Genomic DNA, 12,955 nt, shown 5'->3' on the forward strand with positions numbered 1-12,955 from the left:
AGGACACCTGCTGACAACCCTGCCACTGAGTGAATTAAAATGCAATATAAATGATTAAATATTGCAATGGGGATAAAAAAAGCCCCGCGCAATGGCGGGGCTGGAAAGGGGGATGGCTTCAGTTGCGGCGCTCAAACGCCAACGCGCGGCGCTCCACCAGCCGCATCAGCAGCGTCAGCAGGCCGTTGACGCACAGATACACCAGACCTGCGGCGCCGAACACCATCACGTCGTAGGTACGGCCGTACATCAGCTGGCTATAGCCCATCACTTCCATCAGCGTGATGGTGTAGGCCAGCGACGTGCTTTTGAACACCAGCACCACTTCGTTGGAGTAAGACGACAGCGCGCGCTTGAAGGCGAACGGCAGCAGAATGCGCAGCGTCTGCCGGCGCGACATGCCCAGCGCTTCGCACGACTGCCATTGTCCGGCGGGGATGGCGCGCACCGCGCCGTAGAACAGTTGCGTGGTATAGGCCGCGCTGTTCAGCGCCAGCGCAATCATCGCGCACAGCCAGGGCTGCGACAGCAGGTTCCACAGCCAAGGGTAGTCGCGAATCGCCGGAAACTGACCGGGGCCGTAGTAGATCAGGAAGATCTGCACCAGCAGCGGCGTGCCGGTGAACAGCGTCACGTAGGCCTTGACCAGCGGCGTCAGAACCGGCGTTTTCAGCGTCAGGATCACCGTCAGCAGCAGCGACAGCAGCAGCGCGACCAGCAGCGCGGCGACGGTCAGGGTCAGGCTGGTATGCAGCCCTTTGAGGATTTCCGGTAAATATTCAATCATCAGACCGGCCCCCGTTCAAACCGCGTGGCGCGCAGCTCAATGCGCTTGATGACGTATTGGCTGAACAGCGTCACCAGCAGATAGATGGCCGCCGCGATCACGTACCAGGTAAAGGGTTCCTGGGTGCGGGTGGCGATGCTTTTGGTTTGCAACATCAGATCGTTCACGCTGATCAGCGACACCAGCGCGGTGTCTTTCAGCAGCACCAGCCACTGATTGCCGAGGCCGGGCAGGGCATGGCGCCACATCTGCGGCATGATCAGGCGAAAGAAGATCGCCGCTTTGCCGAGACCCAGCGCCTGGCCGGATTCCCACTGCCCCTGCGGCACCGCTTTGAGCGCGCCGCGCAGCGTCTGCGAGGCGTAGGCGGAATAGAGCAAGGCCAGGGCGATCACCCCGCACAGGAACGGGCTGACTTCGAAATTGTCGATCGCCAGCTGAATCGGCAACTGAAACAGACCGAGGTTAAGGGTAAAGCCGTCGGAGAGCATCAGCAGCAGCTGCGACGAGCCGAAATAGATAAACAGCACCACCAGGATTTCCGGCAGGCCGCGCAGCACGGTCACCCAGGCGGTGCCGAGCCAGCTGACGGCTTTCCAGCGGGACGATTCCCATACGGCGAACAGCATCGCCAGAATCAGCCCGAGGATCAGGGCGCAAACGGCAAGGCCGACGGTCATGCCGGCGGCGCTTGCTAAAGGTTGTAATTCATTCATCGGGGCGTATTACTGCTGGAACCATTTTTTGTAGATGGTTTCATAGGTCCCATCCTGCTTGATCTTGTCCAGGGCGGCGTTGAACTTGCCCTGCAGATCGGTATTTTTCTGGCGTACCGCGATGCCGAGGCCGGTGCCGAAGTAGTCTTTATCCGTTACTTTGGCGCCCACTGTCGCCAGCGCGTCATTCTGCTTCAGCCACTCGTTGACCACCGCAGTATCGCCGAACACCGCATCAACGCGGCCGTTCTTCAGATCCAAAATGGCGTTTTGGTAGCTGTCGTAAGGCACGGTGGTGATTTCCGGGTGCTTGTCGGTCAGGTATTTTTGGTGAGTGGTGCCGTTTTGCACGCCGACTTTCTTGCCTTTCAGCGCCGCCACGTCGGCGATTTTGCCTTTCTGCGCGATGAACAGCGCCGAGTTATCGTAGTACGGCTTGGTGAACAGCACCTGCTTTTCACGCTCCGGTGTAATGTCCATACCGGCCATGACCGCATCGAAACGCTTGAACTTCAGGCTTGGGATCAGGCTGTCGAACGCCTGATTGGTGAAGGTGCACTCGGCCTGCATCTCTTTGCACAGCGCGTTGGCCAGATCGACATCAAAACCCTGAATTTTGTTGCCGGCGTCAATAAATTCAAATGGAGGATAGGAGGCTTCGGTAGCGAAACGGATGGTTTCGGCTGCGGAGGCGGAAACGCTGATGCCGGCCAGAACGGCGGCGATTATTAGTTTTTTCATCGCAAACTCCCCAAATTACAGCAAGTTAATTGTTAGTGTGATAAGTAGTTGGCAAACTCGGTGGTCCGCGGCTGCGTGAAGTGGCTGCTGTCGCCTTGCTCCACCACATGGCCGTTTTCCATGTACACCACGCGGCTGGCGGTCTTGCGCGCCACTTCCACTTCGTGGGTGACGATCACCTGAGTGATGCCGGTGCCGGCCAGTTCGCGAATGATGCTGACGATCTGAGCGGTGATTTCCGGATCCAGCGCTGCGGTCGGTTCATCGAACAGCAGCACCTGCGGCTCCATCATCAGGGCGCGAGCGATCGCTACGCGCTGCTGCTGGCCGCCGGAAAGGTGCAGCGGAAAGCGATCGGCGAAGTCGGTCAGGCGCAGACGCTTGAGCAGCTTGTCGGCGCGCTCCATCGCCTGAGCCTTGGTCAGACCCAGCACGCGGCAAGGCGCTTCGATCAGGTTCTGGACCACGGTGAGGTGAGGCCACAGGTTGTATTGCTGGAAGACCATGCCGACATTTTGCCGCAGTTCGCGAATGGCTTTTTCGCCCGGCGCCTGCTTGAAATCGAATTGGTTGCCGGCGATCTTTAGCTGACCCGAACGCGGCATTTCCAGCAGGTTCAGCACCCGCAGCAATGAACTTTTCCCGGCGCCGCTTGGGCCAAGCAGCACCAGGGTTTCCCCGGCTGGACATTCCAGCGTGATGTCAAACAGCGCCTGGTGAGCGCCGTAATAGCAATTGATACCGTTAAGTTGAATACTCATGCGCCAGAATTGAATAGACATTGATGCCGCAAATGTTAACTTCCACAGAATACTTATGCAATCTTTGTGCGTTAAAATTTATGAGTGTGCGGCGGGACAGTAAAAGATTAGCACAAGATACCGCGACTCAGGCCGAGGGAGGGGATTTGTGGCGCAGGCTGTGAGATCGGTAGCGAAATTTTTTCTATCGGACGAAATCTGAGCGGCGCAAGGGGAGACGGGAACGACCGACGCGGCGGGTCCGCGTCGGCCGGGGAGTGCGGGTTATCGGTTTTCCAGCACCTGACGCACGCTGCCGTTGGTGGCGTGAGCTGGAACATTCAGGTAGCGAATATCATCAACCACCCAGCAGGTGCCTTCGCGCACCATCAGCACTTCGTCTTGCCAGTTCACGGTACTGTTGGCGTCTTTCTGGTAGCTCAAGTCAACGCGCAGCGGGATGTTCTTCGCATCGGTGTTGGGAATGGTCGAGGCGCTGGCGACGGACGCGCTGCTTGGCCCTTGCGCGTTGCCGGAGAACAGATCGCCGGTTATCTGATGCTTGCCCGGATTTTGAGCGGCGCTGACCAGATCCTGATACAGCACTTTGCTCAGATAAGGCTGCAGCTGCGCCAGGCGGTTGCTGTCCGGCAGGCTGGAACCTTGCTGGATGCGCAGGTCATAGAACTTTTGCGCGACCGTATCCGGGCCGCCTTCCACACAGCTGCCGCTGCGGGTGCCGATATCCTTGTATGCCGGTTCCACCGTGGTACAGGCACTCAGCAACAGCGCTAAGGGTAAAACAGCCGCAATCGTTTTTGTTTTCATCTTATTACCTTATGTGAAAGTCTCTACCATGAAGACCGATAGCTTACAGTATAAATGCGTTTTTTGGCCTTGCATTCGTACTGCGTGCCATTGATTAAGCGAACATAATGCCAATCTTCTGGTCATAGATACGTTGAATTAATCAAACAAGGAGTTCTGATGCAGCTTTCAACTACCCCGACCCTGGAAGGGTTTACCATCACCGAATACTGCGGCGTCGTCACCGGCGAAGCGATCCTCGGCGCCAACATTTTTCGTGATTTCTTCGCCGGCGTGCGCGATATCGTCGGCGGCCGCTCGGGCGCTTATGAGAAAGAGCTGCGCAAGGCGCGCCTGATCGCATTCGAAGAGCTGGAAGACCAGGCGAAAGAGCTGGGCGCCAACGCGGTGGTCGGCATTGATATCGATTATGAAACCGTTGGTAAAGACGGCAGCATGCTGATGGTGACCGTCAGCGGCACCGCGGTGAAAGTGAGCCGCTAACGCCATGCTTTCTTTTCGCCCCGGCCATTCCGCCGGGGCGACATCCTCTTGATTTATCCCACCTTGTGCTGCTCGACGATTGGGCGGTGTTCCTGCGGCTTCGTGGGCACCGGCTCCTGGCGATGCGGCATCGGCTGAACGGACGTCTGATGGCGCTGCGGCGCCGGGGCCGCATGCGGCATGATGCGCTGTTGCGGCGCCGGCATCGGGCTTATCGCCGCCGGATGCTGCGGCGCTGCCGGTTCGCGGATCACCGGCTGAGCGACGTGTGGGGCCTGCAGAACCTGCGGGCGCGCGACGGCTGGATGCACCGGCGCAGCGGCCGGCATTGGATGCGTCTGCAGCGGCGCTGAATGTACGGCTGTCGGCTGCTGCGGGTGAGGCGCCGTCGGAACGGCATGCGTGAACGTCGGCGTGCTCATCGGCTGCTGTGCATGAGGCGCGATGACCGGCTGTCGCACGTGCGGGACGGCCGCTACCGGCTGGTGTATGGCTACCGGCTGCTGTACGTGAGGCGCCACCGGCTGGGTATGCGCAAAGTTCGGCAACGTCATCGGCGCGTGGGCCGCAGGCGCGACGTGCGGCTGTTGCGGCGCGCCGATGGGCGTCGGTTGAGTGACGCGGGGCGCCGGCGCGGCGGCGGTATTGTAGTTGTTCACCGTGCTGGTGCTGCTGCGATTCACAGTGTTCACGTTGTTATATTGGTTGATGTTGGTGACGCGATTCACCACGGTGGTGGAATGCGATACGTAGGGCGCATCGCGGTAGACCACCGGTTGGCGTCGATCGTCCCAGCGCATATCCCAGTTGTGCCAGCCGCTGTTGTGCTGATTGAACAATGAGGCGACCGCAATGCCGACACCGAAGCTGATCACGCCGGCCGCCAACATGTCGCCGCCGCTGTAGCCCGAAGGTTGATACCGATAGCTCGGATAGGCTGGGATCGGCGTGCCGTAGGCCACCCAGGGATCATAATACGGGACGTAAACCGTATCCGGCTGGCTGGGTTCGATGACGATGGTTTCGCCCGGCGCCGCTACCACGCGCTGGCGATAGGGCTGCTGTTCGACATAATGCGTCGTCGGCGCCACGACGATGCGCTGCTGCGGGGTGTTTTTCAGCGTGCCTTGGCTGGCCGCCCGTTGACGCATCACCTGAATGGCGTTCATCACGTCGGTGGGATCGTTTAGGTAGGCGCTGCCCAGGGCGGTGGTCCAGGGGATGTTTTTCGCCATTTGATCGAGCACGTCGGGGAATTGCACCAGGCCGCGCACGCTGGGATCCCAGGGCTGAGCGTCGGCCGCTGAGCTGAGCGCCGCCGGTTGCAAGCCGCGGTTTTGCGCCAGCCAGGCATCCGCGGCGCTGATTTGGTCAGGATAGCCCGCGCCGGCCAACACCTGCGCCAGCAGCTTGTCGGGGAACAGCGCCACCGGGCTGACCAACTGGTACAGTTGATCGGCGCTCAGCGGCGTATAGGCCGGCGCGCTGGCACTCGTGACGGGCGCGGCCGAGGGCGGGGCGCTCCCGCCCATCGCATCGGCGACTTTTTGCCGATCGCAGCCGCTGAGCGGCAGCATGGCGGCACAGAGCAACCAGGACAGATAGCGTGGCGTGAACATGTTCGACTCCGCTCTTTCAGCGCAGATGATACTTTGAGACTATCATGGGCGGGAAAGGCCGCCAGCCGGGAGCAACACTCGCTTGCACATCGGCGCTATCTGTCATTATTTCTCGATGAGCGTGATGATTGGATACAGATCAATCGCGTCGCGTTACATCTTTCACGGACGTCAATCAGGAGGATAAGTGAAAATTTGGCCAGGGATCATCGCCGCCGTGCTGTTGGCGGGATGCCAAAATCCGCAGCAGGACACGCTCGTCGATCGTGGCGCTTACCAGCTCGAAACCTTGCATCAGGCGCAGGGCGCCGATCAGCGCATTCGGTTTCTGGTGATGCACTATACGGCGGAAGACTTTCATTCATCACTGAAAACGCTGACCGATGAACACGTCAGCGCACACTACCTGTTGCCGGCGCACCCGCAGCGCGAACACGGCAAACCGACGGTGTACCGGTTGGTGCCGGAGGCGATGCGCGCCTGGCATGCCGGCACCAGCGGCTGGCGCGGGCGCAGCAATCTCAACGACACCTCGATCGGCATTGAAATCGTCAACAAGGGTTTCACCCGCAGCATGCTGTTCACCCACTGGCAGCCCTACACGGCGGAACAGATCGCCGTGTTGATTCCGCTGAGCCGCGACATTATCCAACGCTATGGCATTCAGCCGCAGGACGTGGTGGGGCACAGCGACATCGCGCCGCAGCGCAAACAGGATCCCGGCCCGCTGTTCCCCTGGCGGCAACTGGCGCAGGCCGGCATCGGCGCATGGCCGGACGAGGCAGACGTGCAGCGGCTGCTGGCGGGGCGAGACAGACAGGCGCCGGTGCCGCTGGCACCGCTGCTCGAAAAGCTGGCGCGTTACGGCTACGCGATCGACCCGTCGTGGGATGCGCGGCAGCAGCGCAATGTGCTGGCGGCGTTTCAGATGCATTTCCGGCCCGACGATGTTCGCGGCGAGCCGGATGCAGAGAGTGAGGCGATTATCGATGCGCTGCTGTTGAAGTACGGCGCGTGGCGTTGATTACAGGCCGTGCAGTTTGCCGTGATCTTTCAGCCAGCGGGCGGTGCGCGCGATGCCTTCTTCCAGCGAGACGATCGGCTGATAGCCCAGCTCTTGCTGCGCGCGGGTGGTATCGAGCGTGAGATCGAAGTTGAGTTTGGCGACGCCGTAATGGGTCAGCACCGGCTCCTTTTCGCTTTTGCTGCCCAGGCGCTCCATGCCGCGCGCCATCATGTCGAGCATCGGATAGGGGACGGAGCGGATGCGGCACTTCATGCCCAAATCGTCGATCAGCTGCTGCACCACGGTGCGAAGCGGACGCGGCTGCTGGTTGGTGATGTTGTAGGCGCGGCCGGACGGCGTGTCTTCTTTTAGCGTCGCCAGCCACATGGCGTGCACCGCATTCTCCAGATAGGTCATGTCCACCATCGCCGCGCCGCCGCGCGGCAGCAGCAGGTTGCCGTAGCGTTTGATCATCTGCAGCAACCGCGGCAGCATCACCTTGTCGTGCGGCCCGAACAGGCCCTGCGGGCGCAAAATGGTGAAATGGGTCTGCGGATTGGACAGCGCCAATTGCTGGATCACCTGCTCGCCGGCGGCCTTGCTGCGCGCGAACTCGTTGGCGTAACGCTGCGGGCGAAAGTCTTCGGTTACGTTGCGGTGATGGTGGTAGTCGAAATAGATCGCCGGGGAAGAGATGTGAATGAACTGCGCCACGCCATAGGCCGCCGCCCATTCGCCGAGGCGGCGGGTGGCGCGGACGTTGGCCAGTTCGAAGGCTTCTTCGGTGCCCCAGGGTGAGGTAAAGCTGGAGCAGTGCCACAGCACATCGACGTCCGCCAGCATCGCTTTGGCCTGCGAAGAGATCAGGTTGGTGAGATCGGCATGAATGAACTCCGCGCCCATTTTTTCCAGCAGGCCACCCATCGCCTGGTTACGACCGGTGGCGCGCACTTTGATGCCCTGGCGGCGCAGATATTCAACGGCGTTACGGCCTAACCCACTGGTTGCACCGGTGACCAATACCTTCATAACGGACTCTATTCTCACCCAAAATCGGAATACCGGCGGGCGCTTGCGGCGCTCCCAGCAAATAAGATGCCATTCTTCCGTGATTTCGTGCGCTATGCAATCGGAAAGCCCCGAAGCACAGCGGCAAACTGTGCGGTTGATCGACAAATGAACGGCATTCAGCGCTGTTGGCGGTCCAGGTTCTCGGCCAGCGTCGCGATGCGCTTCGCCATGCCGCGAAAAATGAACAGGTGCGCGGGCATCATGGCGAACCAATACAGCAGCCCGCTGAAGCCGGCCGGATGCCACCAGGCGCGCACGTCCAGCGTGCGGCGATCGCCGCGATCGGTAATGGTGAAGCTCAGCCGCCCCAGCCCCGGCGCCTTCATGCCGAACAGCAACGCCAGCTGCCGCAGCGGCTTCAGCGTGATGACTTTCCACCCGTCGATCTCGTCGCCCAGCGCCAGGGACGCGCGCGCCGGGCGGCCATAGACCACGCCGTTGCCGATCATGTCGTCCATGCGGGCGCGGATCCGCCACAGGATATTGGCGTAGAAATAGCCTTCCTCGCCCCCCAACTGCTGCACCGTTTGCCACAGCGCCTGGCTGGAAGCGGCGGTGTCGAGCGAACATCCCGCCTGTTTCGGGTAATAGCCGTAGCCGGGGCGCCAGCGGGCCCGCGCCGCCGGATCGTAGCCCCAGTCGGCGGAATCGACCACCTCCAGTTCGCGCTGCAGCGTGGCGGTGACCGCCTGATCGAAGGTGTGCAGACGTTGCGGGATCAGGGCCTGCAACGGTTTGCCGTCGGCGGGCAGATCGTGCTTCAGGCCCTGGATCAGCGCGCGCGCGATCGGCGTCGGCACCGAGGTGATCAGGCTGATGAACCACACTGAAATCAGTCGCGTCGGCAAGGGGATCGGGATCAGCCAGCGCCGCTTGCCGCTGATGGCGATAAAGCGTTTGAACATATCCTGATAGCTGAGGTATTCAGGCCCGGCGACGTCGAAGATGCGGTGTTCCTCCGCCGGGTGCGCCAGCAGATCGGCAAGGTAAACCAGCAGGTTCTCCAGCGCCACCGGCGAGGACTTCGAGCGCACCCAGCGCGGCGGCGTCAGCACCGGCAGGTTATAGACCATGTCGCGCATCACTTCGAACGCCGCCGAACCGGGGCCGACGATGATGCCGGCGCGCAGCTCGGTCACCGGCACACCGCTCTGGCGCAGGATCTCGCCGGTCAGGCGGCGGGCCGCCAGGTGCGGCGAACTGTCGTCGTTCGGCTGCAGCGCGCCGAGAAAGATCACCTGCTTGACGCAGGCATTGCGTAGCGCGTCGCGCAGGTTTTCCGCCGCCTGGCGTTCCTTCTCGATAAAGTCGTCGCCGTCGCCCATCGCGTGCACCAGATAGTAAAGCGTATCGATTTCCCACAGCGCCGCGCTCAGGGTTTCCGGGCGGTACAGATCGACATACAGGCAGTTGACCTGCGGCCAGTTCTGCTCCTGCAGCCACTCGATGCGCCGCGCGGCGGCGGTAATCTGGTGCCCCTGTTCGATCAGGTGCGGGATCAGGTTCTGGCCTATATAGCCGCTGGCTCCAAGAACCAGTACGCGTTGGGGTGTCATCGGGTCGCCTTGTGCGGTAGAGGATTGGCAGAACGACAGGATGCCAAATTCAGGGTTTAAATGCACTTTTTGTATGGGTATAAGCCGGTTGCATCCGCCGCGGCGCGAGTTCACACTACGCGCCCCTTATCGCACGAAAAACCGAATGCCATGAAACTCAATGTGATTTGTTACGCCCTGCTGGGCCTGGCGCTGATCGCCAGCCTGTTCTCGCCGCATCCGGTGTGGATGTGGCTGCTGTCGGCCAACCTGCTGACGTTTCTGATCTACGGCGGCGATAAGCTGGCGGCGCGCAAGGGATGGCGACGGGTGCCGGAGACGACGCTGTTGCTGTTCGGCGCGTTGGGCGGCTGGTTGGGCGCGCTGCTGGCGCAGCAGCTGTTTCGCCACAAGACCCAGAAGCAGCCGTTTAAAACCTGGTTCATACTCAGCGTGGCGCTCAATCTGGCGGCGGTGCTGGGGCTGTGGTACTGGGTTTACGGCCGCTGGATCTTCTGAGTGCGGGGCGCGGTCTGCGCCCCGAGCGATCAGGCGTGCTGCTGAAGAAACTCCCGCCACAGTTCGACCACCCGCTGCAGATCCTGACGGCTGACGTCGAGGTGGGTCAGAATGCGCGTCAGCGGGCCGCTGCTGATCAGCACGCCGCGTTCGCGCATCCACGGACCGAGTTTGGCCGCCAGCGCCGGCGTTTGGCGCAGGTACAGCACGTTGGTCTGCGCGCCGGGTTCGGCAATCTCTACGCCGATCTGCCGCAGCTGTTGCTCCAGCCAGACCGCGTTGTCATGGTCTTCGCGCAGCCGCGCGACGTTATGCTCCAGCGCGTAGAGGCCGGCCGCCGCCAAAATGCCGGCCTGGCGCAGCCCGCCGCCGGTCATCTTGCGCCAGCGCAGCGCGCGTTGGATGAAAGCCTCGCTGCCGCACAGCAGCGAGCCGACCGGCGCGCCTAACCCTTTCGACAGGCAAATGGTGAAGGTGTCGCAATACTGCACGATCTCTTTTAGCGCCAGGTTCAGCGCCACTGCGGCGTTGAAGATGCGCGCGCCGTCGATATGCAGCGCCAACTGCCGCTCGCGGGTAAACTGCCACGCCTGCTGCAGGTAGGCCTGCGGCAAGACTCTGCCGCTGATGGTGTTTTCCAGGCTCAACAGCCGGGTGCGGGCGAAGTGGATATCGTCGGGTTTGATGGCGGCGGCGAGCTTGTCCAGCGGCAGCGTGCCGTCGGTGTCGGCCTCGATCGGCTGCGGCTGGATGCTGCCCAGCACCGCTGCGCCGCCGGCTTCGTATTTGTAGTTGTGCGCCTGCTGGCCGACCAGATATTCATCGCCGCGCTGGCAGTGGCTCAGCAGCGCCACCAGGTTGGCCTGGGTGCCGCTGGGCAGAAACAGCGCCGCTTCTTTGCCCGACAGACGCACCGCTTCCGCCTCCAGCGCGTTGACCGTCGGATCATCGCCGTAGACGTCGTCGCCGACTTCTGCCTGAGCCATCGCCTGGCGCATGGCGGCGCTGGGGCGGGTGACGGTGTCGCTGCGTAGATCGATAAGCATAGGGTTCCTGGAATATAAGGGAGAGGAAAAGGGTACATGGCATCATATACCCTTTATTTCACCGGGGCAGCTTGCTTAGCGCAGCCAGTTGGTCTTCGCCAGCTCGACCACTTCGTCGCCGCGGCCGTTGATGATGGCGCGCAGCATGTACAGGCTGAAGCCTTTCGCCTGTTCGAACTTGATTTGCGGCGGCATCGCCAGCTCTTGCTTGGCGGTGACCACGTCCAGCAGCGCCGGGCCGGGGTGCGCCAACATCTCCTGCAGCGCGCCGTCCAGCTCCGAGGCTTTTTCCACGCGGATGCCCTTGATGCCGGCGGCATTGGCGATCGCCGCGAAGTCCGGATTATGCAGATCGGTGCCGTCGGTCAGGTAGCCGCCGGCCTTCATCTCCATCGCCACGAATCCCAGCACGCTATTGTTGAACACCACGATCTTCACCGGCAGCTTGAGCTGCGCCAGCGACAGGAAATCCCCCATCAGCATGGTGAAGCCGCCGTCGCCGCACATGGCGATCACCTGTTTCTCCGGCGCGGTGGCCTGAGCGCCGATCGCCTGCGGCATGGCGTTGGCCATCGAACCGTGGTTGAACGAACCGAGCAGGCGACGCTTGCCGTTCATTTTCACGTAGCGGGCGGCCCACACCGTCGGCGTGCCGACGTCGCAGGTGAAGATGGCCTCGTCGCTGGCATAGTGGCTGAGCTGCTGCGCCAGATACTGCGGGTGGATCGGTTGGTCGTCGCCGGCGGTCGCCAGCCCGTCGAGATCCTTGCGCGCGTTGCGGTAATGCTCCAGCGCCTTGTCGAGGAACGCCCGATCGCGCTTCGGCTCCAGCTGCGGCAGCAGGGCGGTGAGGGTGGTGTGGATGTCGCCCACCAGCGCCATATTGACCGGGCAGTGCGCGCCGATGCTGCCGGGGTTGATGTCGATCTGAATGATGTTGGCGTTGGTGGGGTAGAACGCCCGATAGGGGAACTGGGTGCCGAGCAGCACCAGCGTGTCGGCGTTCATCATCGCGTGATAACCAGAGGAGAAACCGATCAGTCCAGTCATGCCGACGCTGTACGGGTTGTCCCATTCGATATGTTCTTTACCGCGCAGCGCGTGGACCACCGGCGCCTGCAGCAGTTCGGCCAGCTTGACCACTTCATCGTGCGCGCCGGCGCAGCCGCTGCCGCACATCAGGGTGATGTTCTTCGCCTTGTTCAGCGTTTCCGCCAGCTTGTTCAGCTCGCTCATCGGCGGCTGCACCAGCGGCAGCGCCGGGGTATGCCAGGTCACGGCCGCGTCTTCCGGCGCCATGCGCAGCGCCACGTCGCCCGGCAAGACGACCACCGACACGCCGCGATTGAGGATCGCCTTGCGCATGGCGATCTCCAGCACGCGCGGCAGCTGTTCCGGGTTGGAAACCAGCTCGCAATAGTGGCTGCATTCGCGGAACAGCTCCTGCGGATGGGTTTCCTGGAAGTAGCCGCTGCCGATTTCGCTGGAAGGGATGTGTGCGGCGATCGCCAGCACTGGCACATGGTTGCGGTGGCAGTCGAACAGGCCGTTGATCAGATGCAGGTTGCCGGGGCCGCAGGAACCGGCGCACACCGCCAACTGGCCGGTAAGCTGGGCTTCGGCGCCGGCGGCGAAGGCGGCCACCTCTTCATGGCGGGTGCCCAGCCATTCGATGGTGCCCATGCGGTGCAGGCTGTCGCTAAGGCCGTTGAGCGAATCGCCGGTCACGCCCCAAATGCGTTTTACGCCGGCTTGATCCAGCGTTTTGGCGATCAGTGTGGCTACGGTTTGCTTCATGGTTCCCCCAAACATGGTTTGAAAAACGATGTGGACTCGATCCGGTGAGTGGCAGCAGAACAACTGC

The 12,955-nt window shown here is 61.9% G+C and carries 13 protein-coding genes; 3 read left to right on the forward strand and 10 right to left on the reverse strand.

The features are described from left to right. Window positions 1–118: 118 nt before the first annotated feature. The 5 genes from artM to CPH57_RS05000 all read right to left on the reverse strand — a co-directional run bounded on the left by artM (window position 119) and on the right by CPH57_RS05000 (window position 3,812). Window positions 119–787 (reverse strand): arginine ABC transporter permease ArtM, encoded by a 669-nt coding sequence (artM, locus tag CPH57_RS04980; RefSeq protein WP_033650651.1) that lies wholly within the window; start codon window positions 785–787, stop codon window positions 119–121. Continuing rightward, on the reverse strand, window positions 787–1,503 hold the full coding sequence (gene artQ, locus CPH57_RS04985; RefSeq protein WP_025159684.1) for an arginine ABC transporter permease ArtQ: 717 nt from the start codon (window positions 1,501–1,503) through the stop codon (window positions 787–789). The genes artM and artQ overlap by 1 nt, the downstream gene beginning before the upstream one ends. 9 nt (window positions 1,504–1,512) lie before the next feature. After that, window positions 1,513–2,244, reverse strand: coding sequence for an arginine ABC transporter substrate-binding protein (artJ, locus tag CPH57_RS04990; protein WP_033642533.1), 732 nt, complete (start codon window positions 2,242–2,244; stop codon window positions 1,513–1,515). Window positions 2,245–2,276: 32 nt separating this feature from the next. Beyond that, window positions 2,277–3,005 (reverse strand): arginine ABC transporter ATP-binding protein ArtP, encoded by a 729-nt coding sequence (gene artP / locus CPH57_RS04995; protein WP_089192582.1) that lies wholly within the window; start codon window positions 3,003–3,005, stop codon window positions 2,277–2,279. 264 nt (window positions 3,006–3,269) lie between these two features. Beyond that, a complete protein-coding gene (locus CPH57_RS05000) occupies window positions 3,270–3,812 on the reverse strand; it encodes a lipoprotein (protein WP_033642535.1) in 543 nt (180 codons plus the stop codon). A gap of 159 nt (window positions 3,813–3,971) precedes the next feature. Here CPH57_RS05000 and CPH57_RS05005 point away from each other — a divergent pair, with 159 nt between their 5' ends. Continuing rightward, window positions 3,972–4,295 carry a heavy metal-binding domain-containing protein gene (locus CPH57_RS05005; RefSeq protein WP_004928400.1) on the forward strand — a complete coding sequence of 108 codons (324 nt, stop codon included), beginning with the start codon at window positions 3,972–3,974 and terminating at the stop codon, window positions 4,293–4,295. A gap of 53 nt (window positions 4,296–4,348) precedes the next feature. Here the strand turns inward: CPH57_RS05005 and CPH57_RS05010 are convergent, their stop codons facing one another. Beyond that, complete coding sequence (locus CPH57_RS05010; RefSeq protein WP_096242101.1) at window positions 4,349–5,914, reverse strand: DUF3300 domain-containing protein; 1,566 nt, start codon at window positions 5,912–5,914, stop codon at window positions 4,349–4,351. A 187-nt stretch (window positions 5,915–6,101) separates the two neighbouring features. Between CPH57_RS05010 and CPH57_RS05015 the strand changes: the two genes are divergently transcribed. Continuing rightward, window positions 6,102–6,938, forward strand: a complete 837-nt coding sequence (locus tag CPH57_RS05015) for an N-acetylmuramoyl-L-alanine amidase (protein ID WP_046686759.1) — start codon at window positions 6,102–6,104, stop codon at window positions 6,936–6,938. On the opposite strand, the gene CPH57_RS05020 is transcribed toward CPH57_RS05015, so the two are convergent. Continuing rightward, on the reverse strand, window positions 6,939–7,949 hold the full coding sequence (locus CPH57_RS05020; protein WP_004928393.1) for an NAD(P)-dependent oxidoreductase: 1,011 nt from the start codon (window positions 7,947–7,949) through the stop codon (window positions 6,939–6,941). A 158-nt stretch (window positions 7,950–8,107) separates the two neighbouring features. Then, window positions 8,108–9,547, reverse strand: a complete 1,440-nt coding sequence (locus tag CPH57_RS05025; protein ID WP_047572070.1) for a DUF2867 domain-containing protein — start codon at window positions 9,545–9,547, stop codon at window positions 8,108–8,110. Window positions 9,548–9,697: 150 nt separating this feature from the next. Between CPH57_RS05025 and CPH57_RS05030 the strand changes: the two genes are divergently transcribed. After that, window positions 9,698–10,045, forward strand: a complete 348-nt coding sequence (locus tag CPH57_RS05030) for a DUF1294 domain-containing protein (protein ID WP_033642539.1) — start codon at window positions 9,698–9,700, stop codon at window positions 10,043–10,045. Window positions 10,046–10,074: 29 nt separating this feature from the next. On the opposite strand, the gene ltaE is transcribed toward CPH57_RS05030, so the two are convergent. Together ltaE and poxB are read right to left on the reverse strand one after the other, a co-directional pair. Further along, window positions 10,075–11,091 carry a low-specificity L-threonine aldolase gene (gene ltaE / locus CPH57_RS05035; RefSeq protein WP_096242102.1) on the reverse strand — a complete coding sequence of 339 codons (1,017 nt, stop codon included), beginning with the start codon at window positions 11,089–11,091 and terminating at the stop codon, window positions 10,075–10,077. Window positions 11,092–11,166: 75 nt separating this feature from the next. After that, complete coding sequence (poxB, locus tag CPH57_RS05040) at window positions 11,167–12,888, reverse strand: ubiquinone-dependent pyruvate dehydrogenase (RefSeq protein ID WP_096242103.1); 1,722 nt, start codon at window positions 12,886–12,888, stop codon at window positions 11,167–11,169. Window positions 12,889–12,955 lie beyond the last annotated feature (67 nt).

It is taken from the genome of Serratia sp. JKS000199 (assembly GCF_900215455.1).
Taxonomy (GTDB): domain Bacteria; phylum Pseudomonadota; class Gammaproteobacteria; order Enterobacterales; family Enterobacteriaceae; genus Serratia; species Serratia ureilytica.